The following is a 22,746-nucleotide window of genomic DNA, read 5'->3' on the forward strand; positions in this document are numbered from 1 at the left end:
CGCGATGGGTGCGCTTTCCCGTCTGTTTACGCCGCGCGGCCGGCGTCTGCCGTGAACGCCCTCTGCACGCTTGGAAATGAAAGGCGCGCGCGTATGCCTGAAAACAGCTGAATACAGCCCCAAAATCACATTTCTGCTTTCAGGATGGGGTTAGGTCAAAAAACGGAAACTTTACATACCCGATGCGACGGCGCTCTGGCGCTGCTGCAACAAAACCAGAAAGACAAGAGGTTGTACCCCCATGAAGACTTCGCTGATTGCCCTGGCTCTGGCCACTGCCCTGCCGTTCGCTGCTTCGGCCGCTGAGAACCTGTCGTACAACTACGCCGAAGCTGATTACGTGAAGACCCAGGCCGATGCGCTGAAGGCCGATGGTTGGGGCGTGAAGGGTTCCTACGGCGTGCTGCCGAACATGCATGTGTTCGGTGAGTACAGCCAGCAGGAACTGGACGCAACCAAGACCGACCTGGACCAGTGGCGCCTGGGCGTCGGCTACAACGTCGAAATCGCGCCGTCGACCGACTTCGTGGCACGTGCGGCTTACAACAACCGCAACCTGAAGGGTTCGAACCTGGACTTCAATGGCTGGAGCACTGAAGCCGGTATCCGTACCGCGTTCGGTGAGCATGCCGAGGTCTACGCGATGGGCGGCTACGAAGATTACGACAAGAAGAAGGGCGTCAATCCGGAAGGCCAGTGGTACGGTCGCCTGGGTGCCCAGGTCAAGCTCAACCAGAACTGGGGCATCAACGGCGACATCAAGATGAACCGTGATGGCGACAAGGAATGGTCGGTCGGCCCGCGCTTCAGCTGGTAAGACCCTGCGCGCGTGTCATGTGCACGCCCCGCGCATGACGAAAAGGCCCGGCAATTGCCGGGCTTTTTCCGTTCCAGCACACGGCCTGCGCGTTACTCGCCCTGGTACTGTTTTTCTTCCACCAGCGCCGAACCGGCGACCCGGTTGATCTCGTTCTTCACCTGCACACGTTCGCCGTTGGTGCCATAGACACCGCGCGCGAGCTGCACGAAGGCGTCGTCGAACACCTGCGCCGCTTCTTTGTCGCGCAGCTGGTCCTGGATATCCCACATGCGCTCGTTGATGGCCTTCAGCTGCTGCTTCAGGGCATCCAGCGCCGGCTGGCTGCTGCGTTGCGCGGCGAACAACGGCAGCAAGCCGTCCAGTTCGGTGCGTATGTTGGCCAGTTTGTCCGCATCCGAGATGCGTTCGGCCTTGATTTCCAGGATGGTGATCTTGTCGATCAGCTCGCCGATCGATACAGGGGTCAGGATCGCGTCCACGCAGGTGCTCCGTTGAACAGGGGGCCATGATAGCGCGCGCGGACTTTACGTCGTCTTTGCGCGCAACCGGGGCCGGCGCCATCGATCGGTTACGCCCCGTCCTTCCACACTGCTTAGCTCCGACGGCCCTGCCGTCATTGCACAGGACAGCAGCATGAAGTGGGATGGGATGCGCAGGTACACAGCGGCAGGGCTGCTGGTGGCAGGGATGGGGGCGCAGGCCACTGCGGGCGCAACGGGCAGCGGAAGCCTGGCCTTGGCCAGCGACTATGTCTGGCGTGGCAGCTCGCAGACCGGTGGCGATCCCGCGGTGCAGGCGGGCGTGCGGCTCAGCGCGCGCAATGGGCTGTATGCCAGTGTGTGGGGATCGAATGTCGCGTTCACGCCGGACGTCGGTGCGCGTAGCGAGTTCGATGCGGCACTGGGGTGGAGCGGTGATCTGACGCCCGCATGGGGCCTGGACGGCAGCGTCGTGCGCTACGTCTACCCCGCTACTGGACGCGCGCTGGACTGGACCGAACTGTCCGCCACGGCGACCTTCCGGCAACGCGCGTGGCTGCAGTTGGCGCATTCGCGCGATGCCCTGGCCGGTGGTGACGCCGGTACCTATGCACAGATCGGTGGACGCCTCACACTGGGGGCCGACACGCGCCTGGAGGCCGTCTACGGCCGCTATTGGCTGGCCAGCGCGCAGGCGCGCAACTACCAGCATGTGCAGGTCAGCCTGATCCGCGCGATGGCCGAACACTGGGAACTGCGCGTCACCGGCCACGCTACCGACGGCGCTGCCCGCACCTTGTTTCCCGGCAATGCCGGCGGCCGTCTGGAACTGGCGCTGCAGGCCAGCTTCTAGCCGCAGCGCCGAGCCGTGCCCGGCCGCCCGTCCGTCACGATGCCCTGATGTCGCCCGCCGGGCGGGGCTCGGCGCTACCGTGCGCGTTCGTTACAGGGCGGCGCGAGGGACTCTTACCCGTTCGCCGCGCCGCGCACCCGCAGTACCAGGCCCTTCAGGAAATACCGCAGCAGCTGGTCGCCGGCCTTGCGGAAGTTCTTGTGGTCGCGCTGGCGGAACACGGCGCTCAGCTCCGGCTTGGTCACGGCGAAGCCGGCGTCGACGAAAATCTCGTGCAGGTCCACGTCCCGCAGCTGGAAAGCAACGCGCAGCTTCTTCAGGATCAGGTTGTTGTCGATGCGCGTCTCGATGGCGCGCTGTGGCTGGGTCTCGTCGCGGCCGCGCAGGTGCACGATCAGGCCGTCCAGCACATGGGCCAGCGCCTCATCGCTGCAGGGTTCGAAGCCTGCTTCGTTTTCCTGCTTCAACCAGGCATTGACCTGCTCGGCAGTCACCGGAAAGGCGGGATCGGCCAGTTCGCACAGCACCACAATGTGGTTGTCGCTCAGGTCGAGGGCAAAGCGCAGGCTGCGCAGGACATCGTTGTTGATCATGATCTTCCACACCACCGGTACGGCGTACCGGGACCACCATTGTACCGTCCCCATCCGCTGTCATCCGGCGGTCACGGAACTGCAGCACAGTGCGCGCTGTGACCCTCTGCAGCAGGACCCCCGATGCGCGCTCGCTTTTTCCTTGCCTTGGCGGCCCTGATGCTGGCATCTCCGGCCTGGGCGCAGCCTGCCTTCGTGCCACTGCAGCAGCGGGTCGACCCGACGAAGCTGGCCGATATCGGACTGAGCACGGCGCAGCTTGATGCGCTGAACCGGCTGCTGCAGGACACAGAAGCCGCGCATCCGCAGACCGTGCCGGACGTCGCCCGAGCCGGCGTCCCGTCGGCGGCGGATGCGTCGCCACGGCCTGCCCCCATGCATATCGGCCTGGACGAGGGGCCCATCAAGGCACGCGCCACCGGCACCATCGCCGGGTGGGAGCCGGGCACGCTGTTCACCCTGGACAACGGCCAGCAATGGCAGGTGTTGAAGGGCCGGATGACCCTGCGACATGCCGTGCAGGATCCGCAGATCGAAGTGGTGCCCGGCATCGCCGGCCGCTGGTTCCTGCAGGTCGATCCGGACCTGCCGAAGGCGCGCGTGTTCCGCGTACGCTGAGCGCACCGCAACCGATCCGGCAACACAGGCGCTGGCCGACAGTGACAGAATGTCCGCCTGACCCCATGGAGTTGCCAGATGACCCGTACTGCCCTGATCACCGGCGCCACCTCCGGCTTCGGTGCCGCTGCCGTCCATCGCTTTGCCAAGGCGGGCTGGAACGTCATCGCGACCGGCCGTCGCAGCGAGCGACTGCAGCCGCTGGTGGACACCTACGGGGCTGACCGGGTACACGCCGCCGTATTCGACGTGCGCGATGCAGAGGCGATGGATGCCGCGCTCGCGGCGTTGCCGCCGGCGTTCGCGCAGATCGATCTGCTGGTGAACAACGCGGGCCTGGCGCAGGGCACCGCGCCTGCCCAGCTGGCCCGTCTGGAAGACTGGCGCACGATGATCGACACCAATGTCACGGCGCTGGTCACGCTGACCCACCGCCTGCTGCCGCAACTGGTCGCGCGCAAGGGCGCCATCATCAATATTTCGTCCGTGGCCGGCGTCTACCCGTATCCGGGTGGCAATGCCTACGGCGGCACCAAAGCATTCGTCAGCCAGTTCTCGCTGGGCCTGCGCGCGGACCTGCACGGCAGTGGCGTGCGGGTGACCACCATTGAACCGGGCATGGCGGAGACCGAGTTCACCGTGGTGCGTACGCACGGCGACCAGGCGGCGTCGGACAAGCTGTATACCGGAGCCAATCCGATGACGGCCGACGATATCGCCGAGCAGATCTTCTGGGTGGCCAGCCTGCCGCCGCACCTCAACATCAACCGCTTGGAAGTGATGCCGGTCAGCCAGTCCTTCGCCGGGTTCCAGGTCGCCCGCGAAGGCTGACCCCGAACGCAGCAGGGATCGGATTCCTTTCGCTGGACGAAAGGGATCCGATCCCGGGCGGCCGGTTACTGTGCCTTGATCGCCATCGCCTGCAGGCCGGTACCGTCTACCTTCTGCTTGGCTTCTGACAGCTCGCCGGCGGTGCCGTAAGGCCCCATCCGTACACGATAGACCGTCTTGCCGTTGATCTGGGCCGATTCCACGCGGGCCGGCAGGCCGATCATGGCCAGCTTGGCCTTGGTCGCTTCGGCATCACCCGACGCACCGAAGGCGCCGGCCTGCAGGATGTAGCGCACGTTGCTTTCCGCAGCGGCGATGGCCGGCGCGGGTGCTGCCGTTGCGTTGGGGGCAGCAGCAGGCGCGCTGGCTACCGGCGTGGCGGCCGCCGGCGGGGGCGACGCCGGACGCTCATTCAATGGGGCGGGCAGGGCCGTGCTGGCCGGCGCGGTGGCCGTGCCTGCCGTGGTCGTTGCCGCCGTGGACGACGGCGCGGGGGCCGCAGCGGGCGGTACCGGCTTGCCTTCCAGCGCCGCCTGCGCGCGCTGCGCTTCCGTCCGCACCCGACGCTGGTCTTCGGCACGCGCGCTGGCAGCCAGTTCCGCGTCGGACATCTCCACTTCCTTGCCGGGCAGCAGCGTGTAGAAGTCGTACTGCGTCGCGGCGGGCTTGGCGGGCTCGGCCGGCTTCGCCGCCGCAGGCGTTTCCACCTGCGAACCCACGTCGCCCTCGGCCTCGGCTACCGGCGCCGGCTGCGCATTCGGGTCCGGGCGCGGGCCCGCACGCAGGAAGCCGTCGGCATCGCCTTTGAACAGATTCGGTGCGGCCAGGAACACCACCGCGGCAATCGCCACGCCGGCGATCAGCCACACCCATCCCGGCGTTCCCTGGCTGCTGTTGCGCCGTGCCTGACTTTTGCCGCGTCGTGCTGCCATGTCTACTACGTCTCCAGTGCTTACATTTTTTCCGGGGCGCCCACGCCCAGGAGTTCGAGGCCATTGCTCAGCACCTGGCGCGTCGCGCAGGCGAGGGTGAGCTTGGCATCGCGGTCGGCGGCGTCTTCCACCAGCACCGGCGTCCCGTGATACCACGTGTGGAACGCGTGTGCCAATTCACGCAGGTACTGCGCGACCAGATGCGGTTCCAGCGCAATGCCGGCGGCTTCCACCACCTCCGGATACCGCGAGATTTCATTCATCAGGTTCAGCGACGACTCGTCGTCCAGCGTACGCAGCGCGGTCAGTCCCTGCTCCTGTGAATACCCCATTCCCTTCTCGTTCGCCTGGCGAAGCAGGCTGCACACGCGGGCATGGGCGTACTGCACGTAGAACACCGGATTGTCGTTGCTCTGCTGCCGCGCCAGATCGATGTCGAAGGTCAGCTGCGAGTCCGGCTTGCGCGCGATCAGGAACCAACGGGTCGCATCGCGGCCGGCTTCCTCGATCAGGTCGCGCAGGGTGAAGTAGCTGCCGGCGCGCTTGGACAGCTTCACCTCTTCGCCGCCACGCATCACCGTCACCATCTGGTGCAGCACGTACTCGGGCCAGCCCTGCGGGATACCCACGCCCATTGCCTGCAGGCCGGCGCGAACGCGCGACAGCGAGCCGTGATGGTCTGCGCCCAGTTCAGTGATGGCGCGCTCGTAGCCGCGCTGCCACTTGGTCAGGTGATAGGCCACGTCCGGGACGAAGTAGGTGAAGGTGCCGTCGGACTTGCGCATCACGCGGTCCTTGTCGTCACCGAAGTCGGTCGAGCGCAGCCACAGCGCGCCGCCTTCCTCATAGGTATGTCCCGACTCCTGCAGGCGCTGCACCGCTTCGGCGACTTTGCCGTCGTTGTACAGCGAGCTTTCCAGGAAATAGATGTCGAAATCCACGCCGAATGCGGCCAGGTCGAGATTCTGCTCGTTGCGCAGGTAGGCCACGGCGAAACGACGAAGTGCCGCCATGTCGTCGGGATCCTTGGCGCCGACCACCATGGTGCCTTCCAGGTCGACGCTGGCGCCGCGCATGTACGCGTCGGCCACGTCCTGGATGTAATCGCCGCGGTACCCGCCTTCCGGCCAGCCGGGCTCGTCGGGCTTGATGCCCTTGACCCGTGCGTGGGTGGACAGGGCGAGGTTCTCGATCTGCACGCCGGCATCGTTGTAATAGAACTCGCGCTTGGCGTTCCAGCCATTGGCATCCAGCACGCGGGCAACGCAGTCACCGATCGCGGCGGCACGGCCGTGGCCGACGTGCAAAGGTCCGGTCGGGTTGGCGGACACATACTCCACGCCGACCGTACGGCCATTGCCGGACAGGTTGCGACCGTAGTCGACACCTTCCTTGATCACGCTGACGGCCTCGCGCTGGAACGCGCTGGCCGCGAGGTGGAAATTGATGAAGCCGGGGCCTGCGATCTCGACCTTGCTGACATCGGTGCTGTTCGGCAACGCCTCTACCAACGCCTGGGCGATGGCGCGCGGATTGCTGCGCGCAGCCTTGGCCAGCAGCATCGCGGCATTGGTGGCGAAGTCGCCGTGTTCCCGGGTCTTCGGGCGTTCGACCACGAATTCCGGCGGCAGGGAGTCGACGGGCAGGGTGCCATTGGCGCGCAGGGCTTCGATGCCTTGGCTGATCAGGGCGCGGAGGAGATTTTTCACGAGGCCTGCTGTGAAGTGAGCGGCGGAATCCCCCATTTTAGCCGATCTGTCCCCCCACGGCGGCAGCAACCGTACGTCGCAGCGTGGTGCCGCTCAGCTGGGGCCGCCGCAACCGCTGTGGATCCCCGTGGCGTGGGCGGGTCTGGCCGCCCTGGCCCGGCGCTAGCGGGGCGTGCGGGCGGCGACAGGCAACAACCAACCGCGTTCAGCAAACGACACAGGGGGGCCTTCGCCGATGACCAGATGGTCCAGCAGGCGGATGTCCATGACCGCCAGCGCCTGCTGCAGCGCATGGGTCGCGTCATGGTCGGCCGAGGACGGTTCCGCATGGCCGGAGGGATGATTGTGGCTGACGATCACCGCTGCGGCGTTGTGGGCCATGGCGCGGCGGACAACCTCGCGCGGATGGACCGACGCCGCATTGATCGTGCCCTGGAACAGTTCTTCATAGGCCAGCAGACGGTGCTGGTTGTCCATGAACAGCGCCGCGAACACCTCGTTGGGGCGTCCGCGCAACCGGTGCTGCAGATAATGGGCTGCCACCGCCGGTGAATGTCCGACCACCTCGCGTTCGCCGAGACGGGCGGCGAGATGACGCTGGGCGAGCTCCAGTCCGGCCACCAGCGCGCAGCTGCGGGCCGGCCCCAGTCCCGGCAGCCGTGCCAGCTGGGCGGCGGGGAGGTCCAGCAGGCGACGCAGTGGTCCGTGCGCGCCGAGCAGGGCGCGGGCGGTCTGCACCGCATCCTGGCCACGGGTGCCGGAGCCGAGGAAGAGGGCCAGCAGCTCGGCTTCGGACAGCGCGCCGGGGCCTTTGGCCAGGAGTCGTTCGCGGGGGCGCTCATTGGGGGGCCAGTCATGGATTGCCATGCCGGCAGTGTGCGGTGACCGCAGGCGGCGGCCCATCAGGTACCGGCGTGTCGCCGCTTCAGACCTTGGCAGGGACCCGGATCGGGCAAGTCTGCAGGAAGGCATGCAGCTCATGGTTGCCGGTCAGCCCCAGCTTCCGCATCGCGTCGGACTTCTGCCGGCTGACGGTCTTCGGACTGCGGCCACGACGCTGGGCGATGGCGTTGATGCTCAGGCCCACCCGCAGGCCCTCCAGCACCTCGCATTCACCGGGCGACAGGCTGGCCGGGCGCGTCCGGTGGGCGAGGTCGCGGGCTTCCAGATGGGAGCGCAGGTGCTGCGACACATAGGTTTGGCCGGAAGCGGCCGTGCGTACCGCCTGTGCCAGTTCGTCGAAGTCGACGGCCTTGTCCAGCGCGCCGCGCACGCCGCTTCCCAGCAGCATGGCCAGCACGCTCGGGCTGGCGGTGCCGGTGAGTACCACCAGCGGCAGGTCGGGATGGTCGGTCCGGATGCGGTCCAGCAGCTCGGGTCCGTCCAGCCCTTCGCCGGGCATGGTCAGGTCGGTCAAGACAACGTCGCAGGGCTGCCGGGACAGCAGGGCGAGCAGCGTTTCACCGCCTGGCGCCTCGCCGACCACGTCGATCTGTGCGTTCTGCAGGACCACGCGGGCACCGTACAGGATGATCGGATGATCGTCGGCGATGATGGTCCGGATATACAAAAAGACGTCCTGCGCTGGTGCGGAACCGATAACAGACGCCCGCTTGTTGCAAGCGGCGGGGGCGACATCCGGCTTCGTTTGATGCTGCCATACATGTCCTTATATCCGTCGGTCATATCTCCTCAAATAGGGGGTCTACGGGGCTTTCGGCTAAGCTAATGTCTTTGCGCGCATAGGATTTTTCCGGTGGCTGACTCACCCAAGGCTTCCCCGGCACCGCCGCGCCCTTTGCAAGGGCGTCGGGTGCTGCTGTGTGTCGGTGGCGGAATCGCGGCCTACAAGTCGCTGGAGCTGGTGCGCCGGCTGCGTGATGCAGGTGCGCAGGTGCAGGTCGCGATGACCGCGGGTGCCCAGCAGTTCGTCACGCCGCTGAGTTTCCAGGCGCTGTCCGGGCATCCCACGCGGACCACCCTGTGGGACAGCGCGGCCGAACAGGCGATGGGCCATATCGAGCTGGCGCGCTGGGCCGATCGCATCGTGATCGCTCCCGCCACCGCCGACCTGCTGGCTCGGCTGGCGCAGGGGCATGCTGACGATCTGGTCACCACGCTGTGCCTGGCCAGTACCGCAGCCCTCACCGTGTGCCCGGCGATGAACCACCGCATGTGGCTGCATCCGGCCACGCAGGCGAACATCGGGCTGCTGCGCGCGCGCGGTGCGCAGGTGGTCGGGCCGGTGGACGGTCCGCTGGCCGAAGGCGAGTCCGGTCCCGGCCGGCTGGCCGAGCCGGATGACATCGTGGCCGCGCTGGTGGCCGCCGAACGCGCTGACGCGGACACGCAGCAAGCGGTTGCCGGCAGCCAGTTGGCAGGCCTGCGCGTGGTGATCAGTGCCGGGCCGACGTATGAAGACATCGACCCGGTCCGCTACGTCGGCAACCGCAGCAGCGGCAAGATGGGCTATGCGCTCGCCGCCGCCGCCGCCCGGCTGGGCGCCAGCGTGGTGCTGGTCAGTGGGCCGGTCCATCTGGCCACGCCAGCAGGCGTGCAGCGCATCGACGTGCGTTCGGCGGCGCAGATGCGCGATGCGGTGCTCGGCGCACTGCCCGCCGACATCTACATCGGGGCGGCCGCCGTTTCCGATTACACGCCGCGCCACGTAGCACCGCAGAAGCTGAAAAAAACCGCCGACAGCCAGTCACTGGTGATCGACCTGGTGCGTACGCCCGACATCCTGGCCGAGGTCGCCACCCAGACCCAGTCGTTGAAGCTGGTGGTCGGGTTCGCTGCGGAAACCCACGACGTGGAGAAGTACGCGCGCGGCAAGCTGGTCGACAAGCGCCTGGATCTGGTGATCGCCAACCAGGTGGGGCAGGGCACGGGCGGGTTCGAGAGTGACGACAACGCCGCCACGGCCTACTGGCAGGGCGGCGAGCAGGTATTCCCGGCCACCTCGAAGACCGAACTGGCCACCCACCTCCTCGCCCTCATCGCGCAAAGGCTCAAAGCATGACCACCGCATCCCGTCCCGCCACGCCGTCCCTGCAGCCCTTGCAGGTGAAGTTGCTTGATCCGCGCTTCGGCGACAGCTGGCCATTGCCGGCCTACGCTACCGAAGCCAGCGCCGGCATGGACCTGCGTGCGGCGCTGGAAACCGCGCTGACCCTGCAGCCGGGTGACACCGCGCTGGTGCCCAGCGGGCTGTCCATCCATGTAGCCGATCCGAACCTGTGTGCGGTGATCCTGCCACGGTCCGGGCTGGGCCACCGCCACGGCATCGTGCTGGGCAACGGGACCGGCCTCATCGATGCCGATTACCAGGGACCGCTGTTGATCAGCGTCTGGAACCGGGGCCGCGATGCCTTCACCATCGAGCCCGGTGACCGGATCGCGCAATTGGTCGTGCTGCCGATCGTGCGCGTCGGCCTTCAGGTAGTGGATACTTTCAGCGACAGCACGCGCGGCGCGGGTGGATTCGGCCATACCGGAGTGCGCTGAACTCTCGGGGGACAGGATGATCGGCAAGGGGAAGGGAGTAGCGGCAGGCGGGCGCACGGGACCGTTGTTGGCGGTGTTGCTGCTGTTGTTGGCCGGGTGGTTCGGTTGGAGTGCCGCGCAACAATGGCGGCAGACGCATACCGGCACGCAGCTGGAACAGGCGCGCGATACCGCCGTGCAGGGACTGCAACAAGCGCTGGACGGTCAGGTGCAGCAGTTCGCCAGGCAGTTGCAGGCGCCGCGGGTGCAGCAGGCACTGCAGGCCGGCGACACGACCGCTGCGGCAACGGCATTGCGTGAAAGCTGGACCGGCGTCGAAGACGTGCAGGTGTGGAATGGCACGCTGGACAGCGCCTACGCAGATCCGCCGGCCTTTGGGTACGCGCGTCTCGCCTTGCTGGAGGCCGCGCTGGGCGCGGAGGCGCCGGTTGCCCGGGTGGTGCGTGCAAAAGAGGGCGCGCGGTTCGGATTGGCCGCGCGTGTCCCGCTTGGCCCGGAAGACGCTGCCGTGGTCTACGTACAACAGCCGCTGATGCAGCTCACCGGACCGCTGGATGCCGTGCAGGCGCCGGAAAGCGGCTACCTCGCGCTGCGCCAGGGAAGTTTCAACGTGCTCGAGCGCGGTAACCCAGCGCTTGCCGACAGCGGTGAAGTGCTGGCGCGCCCGATCAAGGGCAGCAGCCTGCGGCTGGCCGCCGGGGTGCCCTCCATCGAGGCCGGTCCGCTGGGACTGGGGCCGCTCGGCTGTTCCATCGTGGCCCTGTTGCTGGTGCTGGTTGCCGTGCTGGTGGTGGTGGGCAAGTCGCGCCTGCCATTGCCTTCGCGCACATCGCGCACCGCGGCCGAAGAACACGGGTTGACCCTGCGCGAAAGCCTGGCGCAGACCGCCGTCGACACCGAAGCAGACGCGCCCGCGCTGGATGACAGCAGGCCCGTCGCGCCGCCGGCCGCCGCCGCTACGCTGGCGGCAGGCATCTTCCGTGCGTACGACATCCGTGGCGTGGTCGGTGATGAGCTGAGCCCCAAGGTGGCCGCGCTGATCGGCCAGGCCATCGGCAGTGAAGTGGTGGAGCAGGGCCTGCGCGAAGTCGTGATCGGTCGTGATGGTCGCCTGTCGGGCCCGGAACTTGCCGCCGGCCTGGCCGAAGGGCTTCGCCGCGCGGGCTGCGATGTCATCGACATCGGCCTGGCACCCACCCCGGTGGTGTACTTCGCCAGCCATCACCTGCGTACCGGCAGCTGCGTCGCGGTGACCGGCAGCCACAATCCGCCGGAGTACAACGGCTTCAAGATCGTCATCGCGGGCCAGACCTTGTCCGGCGACGCGGTCACCGCGCTGTATACGCGCATCGTCGAGGGCCGCTTGACCCAGGCCGCGACGCCCGGCAACTACCAGCAGCGCGAAGTGAACGATGAGTACGTGCGGCGCATCGCCGACGACGTGCAGCTGGAACGGCCCTTGAAGGTCGTGGCCGATGCGGGCAACGGCGTGGCCGGTGCCCTGGTGCAGCCGCTGCTGGAAGCCATCGGTGCGGAAGTCATCCCGCTGTACTGCGATGTGGATGGCACCTTCCCCAACCACCATCCCGATCCAAGCGTGCCGGAAAACCTGCAGGACCTCGTGCAGACGGTGAAGCGTTTCGGTGCGGACCTGGGTATCGCCTTCGACGGTGATGGTGATCGCCTTGGCGTGGTCACGCCGGACGGCACGATCATCTTCGCCGACCGCCTGCTGATGCTCTTCGCCGCAGACGTGCTGCTGCGCAATCCGGGTGCGATGGTGATCTATGACGTGAAGTGCACCGGCAAGCTGGCCGACTTCGTGCTGCGCCATGGCGGCAGCCCGATGATGTGGAAGACCGGACATTCGCTGATCAAGGCACGGATGGCCGAGACGGATGCGGAGCTGGCCGGCGAGATGAGCGGCCACTTCTTCTTCCGCGAGCGCTGGTTCGGCTTCGACGATGGCCTGTATGCCGCCGCGCGCCTGCTGGAGATCCTTGCCCTGCGCGAGGAGACGCCGCAGGAGGTGCTGGAGGAACTGCCGCAGAGCCTCTCCACGCCGGAGATCAAGGTGCCCGTTGCCGATGGCACGCCGCACGCGCTCGTATCGCTGGTGGTCAGTGCGGCGCAGGCGCCGGAGAACCCGTTTGTCGGCGGCCGCATCTCCACGATCGACGGTCTGCGTGTCGACTTCGCCGACGGATGGGGCCTGGTGCGCGCGTCCAACACCACCCCGGTGCTGGTGCTGCGTTTCGAGGCCGACACCGATGCGGCACTGGAGCGCATCAAGGGCCAGTTCCGCGCACAGCTGCAGCCCCTGCTGGGTGACCAGGACCTCGGTACCTGGTAGCGCCCTGCTTCGGTAGCGCCGACCCATGGTCGGCGAGCGCAGCGGCTCCTACCCCTTGAACCGCAATCCCACGCCCGGTTCGGTGAACAGATAGCGCGAGTGCAGCGCGGAATCGCCCAGCTTCTGCCGAAGCTTGCCGACCAGGATCCGCAGGTAATGCGTATCGTGCTGGTGGGTCGGCCCCCAGATGTCCTTCAGGATCTGCGGCTGCGTCACCACCCGGCCGGCATTCACCAGCAGCAGCGACAACAGGGCGTACTCCTTGCGCGTCAGGGTGACGGGCATCCCCTCCAGCGCCACCTCGCGGCGCACCAGGTCGATGCGCAGATGCCCATCGTCGAACACCGGCGGCTGCCCGTCGAGCGGCAACGCGCGCGTGCGCAGCAGCATCCGTACGCGTGCCATCAGCTCCTGCGTGCCAAACGGCTTGGTCACGTAGTCATTGGCCCCGGCATCCAGCGCACGCACCTTTTCTGCTTCGCCTGCGCGGACCGTCAGCATGATCACCGGCACCTGGCTCCACTGCCGGAGGTCGGCCAGCACCTCGTGCCCTTCCCGGTCCGGCAGGCCGATATCCAGGATCACCAGGTCCACGTGCTCCGCGACCAGTCGTTCCAGCCCTTCCTGGCCGCTGGCGGCCTGCACCACCCGGTAGCCCTGCGCACGCAGGCTGATATCCAGGAAGCGGCGGATCTGCGCTTCATCGTCGATGACCAGCACGCAGGCGGGGGGGATGGAGGGAGCGGTGTCAGGCGGCAGCGGCATCGGGGTGACCGGCAGGGGTGAGCAGAGGCAGCGAAATCCGTATCAGCGTACCGCGTCCGTCCTGTCCTGCCAGCGCCTGCACGCTGCCTCCATGTGCGCCGATCATGCCCTGGCAGATGGCCAGGCCCAGCCCGGTGCCGTGGCGGCCGCGATCACCGCGTTCCACGCTGTAGAACATATCGAAGATGCGGGCCCGCTCATCGGCCGGGATGCCGGGCCCATGGTCGAGCACGTCGACCACCAGCGTGGCGCCCTGCAACCGCGCGCTGACCGTCACCGGCGCGCCCGGCGGGGAAAACTTCGCGGCGTTCTCCATCACGTTGAACAGGGCCTGTTCGACCAGTGCAGGATGCACCCAGATGGGGGCAAGTGACGGCGGGATGTCCAGTACCAATTGCACCGTCGGCTGGTAACGCTGCAGCCGTCGTGCGGCCGAGCCGACCAGCTCGTCCACGCCGATCCAGTCGCGGTTGATCGTCAGCCCGTCATGGCCGAGCCGGGTCATGTCCAGCAGGTTCTGGATGTAGCGGTCCAGGCGTTCGCCTTCCAGCATGATGGTGTCCAGCAGCGCACGGCGGTCGCTGCCATCCATTGCCTCGCCATAGCTGGCCAGGCTGTCGGCCGACCCGATCATTGCGGCAAGCGGCGAACGCAGGTCATGGGAGACCGATGACAACAGCGCCGAGCGCAGTCGTTCGGTCTCGTTGCTGACGTGGGCCTGTTCCAGCTCGGCCACCAGGCGCGTACGCAGCGCGGCCTGGGCAATGTCATCCACCATCGCCATCGCCAGCTGCCGTTGTTCCGGTGCCAACCGGGCCAGTCCCTGCGGAAAGCACAGCGCCGCCACGCCGATGCAGCGTGCGTCGCCATCCAGCAGGGGGAGGCACCACCACCGTGCGCCGGCCAAGGTATCGGTGAAACGGCCGCTGGCCTGCCCTTGGCGCTGCGACCAGTCGGCGGCGGCCAGGTCCGTATCGCCCGGCACGGCGCTGCCACTGCGGGCCACGTCGCTGCCGATACGAAGCCATGCCGGTGCCTCCAAGGCCTGCTCCAGGGCTTGCCGTCCGGCGCTGGCCACCGCTTCATTGCTGGCGGCGCGGGTGAGCTGCAGGCCCAGCTGCTGGCGGGCATGTGCATGCCGGTTGGCAGCGCGCAACGCGACCACCTGCATGCGCAGGCGTGACGCAAGGCGGCCCGCCACCAGCGCCGCAGCCAGGAACAGAAAGACAGTGATCACGCCTTGCCGCGCGCTGATGGCGAAGGTGAAGCGCGGTGCGATGAACAGGAAGTTGTACGCCAGGAAGCACAGGCCGGCGGCGAGCACCGCAGCGCTCGCGCGGGTACGGGCGGCGACCAGCACCACCGCGACGATGAACACCATCGACAGATCCGCCATGCCCACCCAGCGTTCGGCGACCCACGCCACCGCGCAGGCCAGGGTGCACGCGACCAGCGCCTGCAGCATTTCCATGCCTTGGCCCGGTGAGGGCGACAGCTGGCGATCACGCCGCGACCTGGCGCGCGCACGCGGCGTGCTGATGATGGTGATCTCGTAGTGCGCGCCATGCTGGATCAGCTGCTGGGTGAGCGTCCGGTTGAGCATCCGGGCCAGTGGACGTTCGCGCGTACGCCCCAGCAGCAGCGTCGATACGTTGTTCTGAGCGGCATGGTCCAGCAACGCGTCAGCCACGCTGGCGCCGTGCAGCAGTTCAGCGTCCGCCCCCAGCCGGCGTGCGAGCGCGAACGCCGCGTCGATCTCACGCTGGGTCGCTTCGTCGGCGCGCCGTCGTTGCACGGTGACCACGGTCCACGGCGCATCGCGGCGCTCGGCGATGCGCCGTGCCACGCGGACCAGATACTCGCTCTGCCCAGCCCCATCGATCGCCACCAGCACGCGTCGGCGCAACGGCAAGGCCGCCTCCCCGCCCGCGGCGCGGACCTCGCGCAGGCTGCTGTCGACGCGGTCGGCCGCTTCCTGCATCGCCAGTTCGCGCAGCGCGGTCAGGTTGGCGGTGGAGAAAAAAGACTGCAGTGCCTGCGAGGCCTGTTCCGGTATGTAGACCTTTCCCTGCTGCAGGCGTGCGATCAGTTCGCGCGGCGGCAGGTCGACCAGCACGATGTCGTGCAGTCGATCCAGCACGACATCGGGCACGGTTTCGGTGACCCGGATGCCGGTGATGCGCAGGACGACGTCATTGAGGCTTTCCAGATGCTGGATGTTGACCGTGGTCCACACATCGATGCCGGCATCCAGCAGCTCCAGCACATCCTGCCATCGACGTTCATGGCGGCTGCCCGGTGCATTGCGATGGGCCAGTTCGTCCACCAGCACCAGCGCGGGCGCGCGCTGCACGATGGCGTCCAGGTCCATTTCCTGCAGCGTCCGGTCGCGGTAGGTCAGCTGCCGCTGCGGCAGCGTGGGCACGCCGTGCAGCAGCGCGGCGGTCTCGGCGCGGCCATGGGTTTCCACGACGCCCGCCACCAGGTCCACGCCACGCCGCAGCTGTTCCTGCGCACGCGTGAGCATGCTGAAAGTCTTGCCCACGCCCGGTGCCGCGCCGAGGAACACGGTCAGCCTGCCCCCGGCATCGCGCTGCAGTCCTTCGATGAGGGCATCGGCCTGGCGGCTGCGGGAATCGGTCATGGTGCTGATTGTGCGCCAGCACGGTGCGCCACGACATCACCGTGCATGCGCGGCCGCCTGCACGGACTGGTTGAGCCGCATCACGTTGATCCGAGGTTGGCCGAACACGCCCCAGCGCGGCGCCTGCACCTGCGCATCGACCAGCGCCTGTACGGCGGCAGGGGACAGCCCACGCGCATGCGCCACGCGGGCCACCTGCACCTGCACGGCGGCCGGCGAGAGATCCGGATCCAGACCGCTGCCAGACTGGGTCACCAGATCAGCCGGCACCTGCGCCGCGGGGATGCCTTCGCGCGTAGCCACAGCGGCGGTGGCTTCGGCAACGCGGGCAGCCAGTGCGGGATTACTGCGCGCCATGTTGGACCCGGCCGCCGCCATCGGATCGTGGCTGGCCGCGGACGGACGTGTCTGGAACCAGCCATCGCCGACGAAAGGCTGTGCCAGCAGCGCTGAACCGCGCACCCTGCCCTGCGCGTCGTGCAGCAGGCTGCCGTCGGACTGCGCCGGAAAGGCCAGCCGTGCCAGCCCCGTGCCGACGCCGGCGTAAAGCGCGCCGGCCAGCAGCAGGCTGCCCAGCCCCAGCACCACGGCGGGGCGCCAAGGGGCGTCATGCTGCAGTCTCGCTTCGCGCTCGGCCGCAGCCCGGGCATGTGCGCGCGCCGGTGCGGTGGTCTCTGCGGGGGTCATCATCGAACGATTCATGCGCCAATCACCATCATCAGGAGGAAGTCGATCGCCTTGATCGCCACGAACGGCAGCAGCACGCCACCGAGCCCGTACACCAGCATGTTCCGCCGCAGCAACATCGTGGCCGTGGCCGGACGGAAGCGGACGCCGCGCAATGCCAACGGAATCAGGGCAGGGATCACCAGCGCATTGAAGATCAATGCGGCGAGCACCGCGTTGCGTGGACTGGACAGGCCCATCACGTTCAACGACGCCATCGCAGGCACGGTCGCGGCGAACAGCGCCCGCAGGATGGCGAAGTATTTGGAGATGTCGTTGGCCAGCGAGAACGTGGTCAGCGCACCGCGGGTGATCAGCTGCTGCTTGCCGATTTCGACCACGGCCAGCAGCTTGGCCGGATCCGAATCCAGGTCGACCATGTTGCCGGCCTCCTTGGCGGCCTGCGTGCCGGAGTTCATCGCCAGGCCGATGTCGGCCTGCGCCAGCGCGGGCGCATCGTTGGTGCCATCGCCGACCATCGCCACCAACCGGCCGCCGGCCTGCTCCTGGCGGATGCGCGCCAGCTTGTCTTCGGGACGGGCCTCGGCGATGTAGTCGTCCACGCCGGCCTCGGCCGCGATCGCGGCGGCGGTAAGCGGGTTGTCGCCGGTGATCATCACCGTGCGGATGCCCATCGCCCGCAGCTGGGCGAATTTCTCGCGCATGCCGTGCTTGACCACGTCGGACAGTTCGACCACGCCCAGCACATGGCGACCTTCGGCCACCACCAGCGGTGTGGCGCCCTTGCGCGCAACCTGTTCCACGCGTCCGATCAGTTCGGCCGGCACCTCGCCGCCCAGCGCCTGCACGTGCGCCCGGATGGCGTCGGCGGCGCCTTTGCGGATGCTTCTGGACGTCCCCAGGTCGACGCCGGACATCCGTGTCTGTGCGCTGAAAGCGAGGTAATGGGCCTGTTCGGGCTCTGCGTGGCGGCAGCCCTGTTCGCGCCCCAGGCGCACGATGGATTTACCCTCCGGCGTGGGGTCGGCCAGCGATGACAGCAGGGCCGCCTCGCGCAGCTGTGACACATCCACGCCCGCCAACGGATGGAACGCGGTCGCCTGCCGGTCGCCATGGGTGATGGTGCCGGTCTTGTCCAGCAGCAGCACATCAATGTCGCCGGCCACTTCCACGGCCTTGCCCGACTTGGCCAGGATGTTGGCGGACAGTGCCCGGTTCATGCCCGCGATGCCGATGGCCGGCAGCAGTCCGCCGATGGTGGTCGGGATCAGGCAGACCAGCAGCGCAACCAGCAACAAGGGATCCACGCGTACGCCCACCGATGCACCGATCGCCGGCAGGGTCGCCACCACCACCAGGAAGGTCAGCGTCATCGCGGCCAGCAGCAGGGTCAGCGCCACTTCGTTCGGTGTTTTCTGCCGGTTGGCCCCTTCCACCAGCGCGATCATCCGATCCAGGAAACTGTGGCCGGGTTCGGCGGTGATGCGCACCACGATCTGGTCCGACAGGACCTTGGTGCCGCCGATCACCCCGGACCGATCGGTGCCGGCTTCACGCAGCACCGGCGCCGATTCGCCGGTGACGGCGGCTTCGTTGATGGTGGCCAGGCCTTGGACGATTTCACCATCGGCCGGCACCAGCTCGCCCTCGCTGACCAGCACGTGGTCACCCGGGCGCAGTTCGGCAGCGGCGACCTGTTCCTGCTGCGCATCAGGGTGCGCCGAGCACAGGCGTCGCGCGACCAGATCCTGACGGGCGCGTCGCAGGGAGGCGGCCTGGCCTCGGCCACGTGCTTCGGCCACCGCCTCGGCGAAGTTGCCGAACAGCACGGTGAGCAGCAGGATCGCACTCACCGCCAGGCCGAAGCCGAGCGGTGCATTGCCGCTCAGCGTGATGACCAGCGCGAGCAGGGTGCCGGCCAGCACCACGGCCATCACCGGGCTGTGCATCAGGTGCCGGGGGGAGAGCTTGCGGACGGATTCCAGCAGCGCGTGGCGCAGCCCGGCGGCATCCAGCAGGGCAGGGCGACGCGGCAGGGAAGAAGGAGCGACAGGGTTCATGGGCATTGCCTCAATGCAGGCCAAGGCTGAGGTGATCGGCCACCGGGCCGAGCACCAGAACCGGCAGGAACTGCAGGACGGTCAGGATGACGATCACGCTGAGCAGGGTCAGCGCGAAGGTGGGGGTTTCGATCTGCAGCGTGCCCGGCGACTCCGGTGCCCGGCGCTTGGCGGCAAGCTGTGCGGCGATCACCAGCGGCACGATCAGCAGCGGGAAGCGGCCCAGCAGCAGGACCAGCGAGCAGGTCAGGTTCCACCACGGCGTGTTGTCGCCCAGCCCCTCGAAACCCGAGCCATTATTGGCGTAGGCCGAGGCGTACTCGTAGAACACCTGGCTGATGCCATGGAAGCCGGGATTGGACGTGCCGGACAACCCCGGTACGGCCAAGGTGATCGCGGTAAGCACCAGCAGAGTGATCGGCTGCAGCAGGACCAGCAGCGCGAGCAGGCGGATCTGCGGTGTTTCCAGCTTGCGACCGAACAGCTCCGGCGTACGGCCGGTCATCAGGCCGGCCAGGAACACGCCCAGCAGCAGGTAGACGATGAACTGCTGCAGGCCGCAGCCGAGGCCGCCCCAGATGGCACTGACCAGCATGTTGACCAGCGACACCGCACTGGCCAGCGGACTCATCGAGTCGAGCATGCCGTTGACCGAACCGTTCGACACCTGGGTGGTGACGGCCGCCCACAGCGCCGTGGCGTCACTGCCCAGCCGTACTTCCTTGCCTTCCATCAGCAGGGCGCTGGCGGCGGTGGGGGAGTGGCCTTCCAGCCAGACGGTGGCCGCGATGGAGACCGTGGACATGCTGGCCATGCAGCCCAGTACCAGCCAGCCGAAGCGGCGGCGTCCGGTGAAGGCGCCGATCATGAAGATGATCGCGATGGGGATCAGCAGGATACCGACCAGCTCCAGTGCGTTGGACAGCGGCGTCGGGTTCTCCAAGGGAAACGAGCTGTTCGGCCCATACCAGCCGCCGCCGTTGGCGCCGAGCTGCTTGGCGGCGACCATCGCGGCGACCGGGCCCAGCGGGATCTTCTGCGTTTCCATGCCAGCGCTCGCGTCCATCGGCGTGGCCTGCGGGCCTGACGCGAACGTGGACGGCACGCCCTGGCTCGCCAGCAGCACGGTCCACAGCAGGCACAGCGGCAGCATGAAACGCACGCACAGGCGCAGCACGTCGCGGTAGTAGTTGCCGACATCGATGCGGCGGTCGCCATCGTCGGTCATGTCCGTCCGTGTCGGCGCGAACATCGCGCGCAGCGTGGCCACCGCCAGTGCCAGGCCCATCATCGGCGTCACCACCTGCAGGCCGGTGATACCGGTCATCTGCGAGAGATAGGACAGCTGCGCCTGGCCCGAATAATGCTGCTGGTTGGTGTTGGTGAGGAAGGACACCATCGTATGCAGCGCTGTATCCCACCGCAGGTTGGCAATGCCATCGGGATTGAGCGGCAGCCAGGCCTGGGTCATGAACACCGCCCAGACCAGCACGGCAATGACGAGGTTGCTGAGCACGAACGCCCCCACGTAACCGCGCCAGGACATGCCACGCGCCGGGTCGACGCCGAGCACGCGGTACAGCGGTTTTTCAATCCAGTGGAACAGGGGGTCGATGCGCATGGGGGCGCCCCGCATCACCCGCGCCAGGTACAGGCCCAGCGGCCAAGCCAGCAGCACGCTGGCGGCCAGCAGAACGAAGATCTCGGTCATGTCAGGGGCCCGTCAGAAGGATTCGGGCCGGAGCACGACGTAGAGCAGGTACGCGGCCGCCACCAGCACCAGCACGCCGCACAGCAGGGAAAGCCAGCCGGGCATGGTCAGCACCCCGCCCGGCAGGAACAGCAAGGGCCGCCGGCCGGGTGGGCGGCGGTGCAACGCGAAGTCGATGACATGACAGTGATCGTCCTGGTGGAACCGCTCCACCTCAGGACGTCATGCTCCGCCTGGCACGCGTAAAGCCTCCATGGCGCACTCCCTGCGGCCGCATAAAGTCAGCGTAAATACTGCGAACGGGTGATACCCCCTGCGGCTGGCGCTGACAGCGGGTTATGAGCTTGGGGCCGGGCGGTGGGGCTGGTCGGGGGACGGGTCCACGTCATCGCATTCGCGCTGCCGCTCCCACGCTTTGCTTCGCAAACCATGGGCCCCGTCTTACCAGCACCCACACCCCGCCGCTTCGCGGCCGCCCCTGACTCAGGGGCTCCCTCCACCCGACGGATTGCTGTCATCGGTAGCGCCGACCCATGGTCGGCGGAATGTTCCCGCCAACGGCCCGCTGCGCTCGCCGACCATGGGTCGGCGCTACCGCATTTCTTTTTTTCATACGCGGCGGGCGGCCACGGAACCTGTCAGGGGCCGGGCGGTGGGGCTGGGCGGGGGCGTTGAGCGCCATGGATGGCGCGAAACGAGGCCCGCGTGGATGCGGTTTTTGCCGTCCCCCGCACAGGCCTACCGCCCGGCCTCATACCACTAATACGCACGTCGCAGCCGTGTGCCCTCAGGCCGCCGGCGTACCGCCTTTCAGCAGGCGGAAACGCTGCACCGTCTCGTCGATCTCCACATCCAACTCCTTGCGCTGGCGCTCGAAGGTCGCCTGCATGCGTTGCTGTGCGATCAGTTCCCCATGCCGCTGGCGGATGGTGGCGGCGGGCTTGTCGCCCACGGGGCGGCCGGCCAGTTCCTGGTCGCCGGCGCTGGCCAGTGCAGTGAACAGCGCATCGCGCAGGCTGGCGACGTTGTACCGCGCTGTATTGATGTTGTTTTCGAGAATGCCGATGCGTTCGCTGAAGACCCGCCGCAGTTCGGCTTCACTGCCATAGGTGGACAGCATCGCCTGCTCGGTACGTTGGCGGGTCTCGCGCGCCATTTCATCCAGGCGCGCTTGCGCGTCTGCCACGGCGGCCTGTGCGCGCTCATCCTCGTTGAGCGCGCGCTGCACCTGGCCGCTGCGCAGGCCGCTGCTGGCGCTGAACTCTTCGCGCGCATTGTTGACCGCGTCGGCGGGCAGGGCATCGCTGCAGATGCGTTGAGTGCCCTGGTTCCAGCAATACAGCTTCTTCGGCTTGGGATCTGCCGCGCCCTGTGCGCTGGCCACGCAAGGCACGGTCAGCAGCACGACCGCTAACAGAGATGAAATCCTCACCATGGCGACCACCCCCTTGGGCCGTTTCAGTGCGTAGGACGGCTGCCGTAGCGGGACCGATAGTCCTCCAGCGGCTGCCGGTAGCCGACAAGTTCCGGGTTTCCGGACGCGAAATCAAGCAGATCCGCCATCGTCGCAACGGCGATCACCGGAATGCCGGCTTCTTCGGCCACGGCCTGCGCGGCCGAGCGCTTGTCGGTTTCCGAGGCGATCTCCTGGCGATCCAGTGCCACCACGATGCCGGCCGGAATGCCGCCCGCCGCACGGATGATCGCCATCGCTTCACGGATCGCGGTGCCCGCGGTGATGACGTCATCGACGATCAGCACCCGCTTTCCGGTCATGTCGGCGCCGATCAGCTGGCCGCCTTCGCCGTGGTCCTTCACTTCCTTGCGGTTGAACGACAACGGCAGGTCGCGGCCACGCTGCGCCAGCTCGCAGGCCATCGCGGTGGCCAGCGGAATGCCCTTGTAGGCCGGGCCGAACACCACGTCGTACTTCAGGCCGACCGCATCGACGGCGTCGGCGTAACACAGCGCCAGCTGCGCCATCTTGGAGCCGGAATCAAATCGGCCGGCATTGAAAAAATAGGGGCTCAGGCGGCCGGACTTCAGGGTGAACTGGCCGAAGCGCAGGGCGTCGGCGCTCAGGGCCAACTGCAGGAAACGGTGACGATGGTCGCTCATCTGACTCTATCTATCTTCTTCTTGGAACGTAAAGCGTACTGCAAAGCCCGCGTCAGGTCCCTTTCA

General features: G+C 67.5%; 21 protein-coding genes. 7 read left to right on the forward strand and 14 right to left on the reverse strand.

What is annotated here, in order from left to right:
* Positions 1–241: 241 nt before the first annotated feature.
* On the forward strand, positions 242–817 hold the full coding sequence (locus tag ICJ04_RS01490) for an Ax21 family protein (protein WP_188325808.1): 576 nt from the start codon (positions 242–244) through the stop codon (positions 815–817).
* Between the two features lie 92 nt (positions 818–909).
* Here ICJ04_RS01490 and ICJ04_RS01495 read toward each other — a convergent pair whose 3' ends face one another.
* Positions 910–1,299: a DUF6165 family protein gene (locus ICJ04_RS01495; RefSeq protein WP_188325809.1), complete on the reverse strand. Its 390-nt coding sequence runs from the start codon at positions 1,297–1,299 to the stop codon at positions 910–912.
* A 169-nt stretch (positions 1,300–1,468) separates the two neighbouring features.
* Here ICJ04_RS01495 and ICJ04_RS01500 point away from each other — a divergent pair, with 169 nt between their 5' ends.
* A complete protein-coding gene (locus ICJ04_RS01500) occupies positions 1,469–2,152 on the forward strand; it encodes a TorF family putative porin (protein ID WP_188325810.1) in 684 nt (227 codons plus the stop codon).
* 113 nt (positions 2,153–2,265) lie between these two features.
* On the opposite strand, the gene ICJ04_RS01505 is transcribed toward ICJ04_RS01500, so the two are convergent.
* The gene (locus ICJ04_RS01505) at positions 2,266–2,745 is read right to left on the reverse strand and encodes a DUF1456 family protein (RefSeq protein ID WP_188325811.1); all 480 of its coding nucleotides are present in this window, start codon (positions 2,743–2,745) and stop codon (positions 2,266–2,268) included.
* Positions 2,746–2,868: 123 nt separating this feature from the next.
* Here ICJ04_RS01505 and ICJ04_RS01510 point away from each other — a divergent pair, with 123 nt between their 5' ends.
* Together ICJ04_RS01510 and ICJ04_RS01515 are read left to right on the forward strand one after the other, a co-directional pair.
* Positions 2,869–3,363, forward strand: coding sequence for a hypothetical protein (locus ICJ04_RS01510; protein ID WP_188325812.1), 495 nt, complete (start codon positions 2,869–2,871; stop codon positions 3,361–3,363).
* A gap of 78 nt (positions 3,364–3,441) precedes the next feature.
* Entirely contained in the window at positions 3,442–4,194 is a 753-nt protein-coding gene (locus ICJ04_RS01515) for an SDR family NAD(P)-dependent oxidoreductase (RefSeq protein ID WP_188325813.1), read from the forward strand.
* Positions 4,195–4,259: 65 nt separating this feature from the next.
* On the opposite strand, the gene ICJ04_RS01520 is transcribed toward ICJ04_RS01515, so the two are convergent.
* From ICJ04_RS01520 to ICJ04_RS01535, 4 genes are all read right to left on the reverse strand, one after another.
* Positions 4,260–5,126 carry an SPOR domain-containing protein gene (locus ICJ04_RS01520; RefSeq protein ID WP_188325814.1) on the reverse strand — a complete coding sequence of 289 codons (867 nt, stop codon included), beginning with the start codon at positions 5,124–5,126 and terminating at the stop codon, positions 4,260–4,262.
* Between the two features lie 20 nt (positions 5,127–5,146).
* The gene (gene argS / locus ICJ04_RS01525; protein WP_188325815.1) at positions 5,147–6,835 is read right to left on the reverse strand and encodes an arginine--tRNA ligase; all 1,689 of its coding nucleotides are present in this window, start codon (positions 6,833–6,835) and stop codon (positions 5,147–5,149) included.
* A gap of 162 nt (positions 6,836–6,997) precedes the next feature.
* Positions 6,998–7,702, reverse strand: coding sequence for a DNA repair protein RadC (gene radC, locus ICJ04_RS01530; RefSeq protein WP_188325816.1), 705 nt, complete (start codon positions 7,700–7,702; stop codon positions 6,998–7,000).
* A gap of 58 nt (positions 7,703–7,760) precedes the next feature.
* Positions 7,761–8,405, reverse strand: a complete 645-nt coding sequence (locus ICJ04_RS01535; RefSeq protein WP_188325817.1) for a response regulator transcription factor — start codon at positions 8,403–8,405, stop codon at positions 7,761–7,763.
* Between the two features lie 186 nt (positions 8,406–8,591).
* Here ICJ04_RS01535 and coaBC point away from each other — a divergent pair, with 186 nt between their 5' ends.
* From coaBC to ICJ04_RS01550, 3 genes are read left to right on the forward strand one after another with little or no spacing between them, the layout of a single operon-like run.
* Positions 8,592–9,857: a bifunctional phosphopantothenoylcysteine decarboxylase/phosphopantothenate--cysteine ligase CoaBC gene (coaBC, locus tag ICJ04_RS01540; protein WP_188325818.1), complete on the forward strand. Its 1,266-nt coding sequence runs from the start codon at positions 8,592–8,594 to the stop codon at positions 9,855–9,857.
* On the forward strand, positions 9,854–10,342 hold the full coding sequence (dut, locus tag ICJ04_RS01545; protein WP_188325819.1) for a dUTP diphosphatase: 489 nt from the start codon (positions 9,854–9,856) through the stop codon (positions 10,340–10,342). Before coaBC ends, dut begins: the two co-directional genes overlap by 4 nt.
* Before the next feature lie 16 nt (positions 10,343–10,358).
* A complete protein-coding gene (locus tag ICJ04_RS01550) occupies positions 10,359–12,695 on the forward strand; it encodes a phosphomannomutase/phosphoglucomutase (RefSeq protein WP_188325820.1) in 2,337 nt (778 codons plus the stop codon).
* Positions 12,696–12,743: 48 nt separating this feature from the next.
* On the opposite strand, the gene ICJ04_RS01555 is transcribed toward ICJ04_RS01550, so the two are convergent.
* The 8 genes from ICJ04_RS01555 to pyrE all read right to left on the reverse strand — a co-directional run bounded on the left by ICJ04_RS01555 (position 12,744) and on the right by pyrE (position 22,680).
* Positions 12,744–13,460, reverse strand: coding sequence for a response regulator transcription factor (locus tag ICJ04_RS01555; protein WP_188325821.1), 717 nt, complete (start codon positions 13,458–13,460; stop codon positions 12,744–12,746).
* Complete coding sequence (locus ICJ04_RS01560) at positions 13,444–16,104, reverse strand: sensor histidine kinase KdpD (protein ID WP_188325822.1); 2,661 nt, start codon at positions 16,102–16,104, stop codon at positions 13,444–13,446. The genes ICJ04_RS01555 and ICJ04_RS01560 overlap by 17 nt, the downstream gene beginning before the upstream one ends.
* Before the next feature lie 36 nt (positions 16,105–16,140).
* Positions 16,141–16,806: a potassium-transporting ATPase subunit KdpC gene (kdpC, locus tag ICJ04_RS01565; protein ID WP_188325823.1), complete on the reverse strand. Its 666-nt coding sequence runs from the start codon at positions 16,804–16,806 to the stop codon at positions 16,141–16,143.
* A complete protein-coding gene (gene kdpB, locus ICJ04_RS01570; RefSeq protein ID WP_188325824.1) occupies positions 16,803–18,857 on the reverse strand; it encodes a potassium-transporting ATPase subunit KdpB in 2,055 nt (684 codons plus the stop codon). Before kdpB ends, kdpC begins: the two co-directional genes overlap by 4 nt.
* A gap of 4 nt (positions 18,858–18,861) precedes the next feature.
* Complete coding sequence (kdpA, locus tag ICJ04_RS01575; RefSeq protein WP_188325825.1) at positions 18,862–20,562, reverse strand: potassium-transporting ATPase subunit KdpA; 1,701 nt, start codon at positions 20,560–20,562, stop codon at positions 18,862–18,864.
* 12 nt (positions 20,563–20,574) lie between these two features.
* A complete protein-coding gene (locus ICJ04_RS01580) occupies positions 20,575–20,667 on the reverse strand; it encodes a potassium-transporting ATPase subunit F (RefSeq protein ID WP_188327166.1) in 93 nt (30 codons plus the stop codon).
* 682 nt (positions 20,668–21,349) lie between these two features.
* Positions 21,350–21,997 carry a hypothetical protein gene (locus tag ICJ04_RS01585; protein WP_188325826.1) on the reverse strand — a complete coding sequence of 216 codons (648 nt, stop codon included), beginning with the start codon at positions 21,995–21,997 and terminating at the stop codon, positions 21,350–21,352.
* A 23-nt stretch (positions 21,998–22,020) separates the two neighbouring features.
* On the reverse strand, positions 22,021–22,680 hold the full coding sequence (gene pyrE, locus ICJ04_RS01590; protein ID WP_188325827.1) for an orotate phosphoribosyltransferase: 660 nt from the start codon (positions 22,678–22,680) through the stop codon (positions 22,021–22,023).
* Positions 22,681–22,746: the final 66 nt, after the last annotated feature.

This window comes from Stenotrophomonas sp. 169 (assembly GCF_014621775.1).
Taxonomy (GTDB): Bacteria; Pseudomonadota; Gammaproteobacteria; order Xanthomonadales; family Xanthomonadaceae; genus Stenotrophomonas.

What these genes read in the sequence shown, in the direction of transcription:
- ICJ04_RS01490 (WP_188325808.1), top strand. Translation starts at nt 242, where the DNA reads ATGAAGACTTCGCTGATTGCCCTGGCTCTGGCCACTGCCCTGCCGTTC.
- ICJ04_RS01500 (WP_188325810.1), top strand. Translation starts at nt 1,469, where the DNA reads ATGCGCAGGTACACAGCGGCAGGGCTGCTGGTGGCAGGGATGGGGGCG.
- ICJ04_RS01505 (WP_188325811.1), bottom strand. Translation starts at nt 2,745, where the DNA reads ATGATCAACAACGATGTCCTGCGCAGCCTGCGCTTTGCCCTCGACCTG.
- ICJ04_RS01510 (WP_188325812.1), top strand. Translation starts at nt 2,869, where the DNA reads ATGCGCGCTCGCTTTTTCCTTGCCTTGGCGGCCCTGATGCTGGCATCT.
- ICJ04_RS01515 (WP_188325813.1), top strand. Translation starts at nt 3,442, where the DNA reads ATGACCCGTACTGCCCTGATCACCGGCGCCACCTCCGGCTTCGGTGCC.
- ICJ04_RS01520 (WP_188325814.1), bottom strand. Translation starts at nt 5,126, where the DNA reads ATGGCAGCACGACGCGGCAAAAGTCAGGCACGGCGCAACAGCAGCCAG.
- radC (WP_188325816.1), bottom strand. Translation starts at nt 7,702, where the DNA reads ATGGCAATCCATGACTGGCCCCCCAATGAGCGCCCCCGCGAACGACTC.
- dut (WP_188325819.1), top strand. Translation starts at nt 9,854, where the DNA reads ATGACCACCGCATCCCGTCCCGCCACGCCGTCCCTGCAGCCCTTGCAG.
- ICJ04_RS01550 (WP_188325820.1), top strand. Translation starts at nt 10,359, where the DNA reads ATGATCGGCAAGGGGAAGGGAGTAGCGGCAGGCGGGCGCACGGGACCG.
- ICJ04_RS01555 (WP_188325821.1), bottom strand. Translation starts at nt 13,460, where the DNA reads ATGCCGCTGCCGCCTGACACCGCTCCCTCCATCCCCCCCGCCTGCGTG.
- ICJ04_RS01560 (WP_188325822.1), bottom strand. Translation starts at nt 16,104, where the DNA reads ATGACCGATTCCCGCAGCCGCCAGGCCGATGCCCTCATCGAAGGACTG.
- kdpC (WP_188325823.1), bottom strand. Translation starts at nt 16,806, where the DNA reads ATGAATCGTTCGATGATGACCCCCGCAGAGACCACCGCACCGGCGCGC.
- kdpB (WP_188325824.1), bottom strand. Translation starts at nt 18,857, where the DNA reads ATGCCCATGAACCCTGTCGCTCCTTCTTCCCTGCCGCGTCGCCCTGCC.
- kdpA (WP_188325825.1), bottom strand. Translation starts at nt 20,562, where the DNA reads ATGACCGAGATCTTCGTTCTGCTGGCCGCCAGCGTGCTGCTGGCTTGG.
- ICJ04_RS01580 (WP_188327166.1), bottom strand. Translation starts at nt 20,667, where the DNA reads ATGCCCGGCTGGCTTTCCCTGCTGTGCGGCGTGCTGGTGCTGGTGGCG.
- ICJ04_RS01585 (WP_188325826.1), bottom strand. Translation starts at nt 21,997, where the DNA reads ATGGTGAGGATTTCATCTCTGTTAGCGGTCGTGCTGCTGACCGTGCCT.
- pyrE (WP_188325827.1), bottom strand. Translation starts at nt 22,680, where the DNA reads ATGAGCGACCATCGTCACCGTTTCCTGCAGTTGGCCCTGAGCGCCGAC.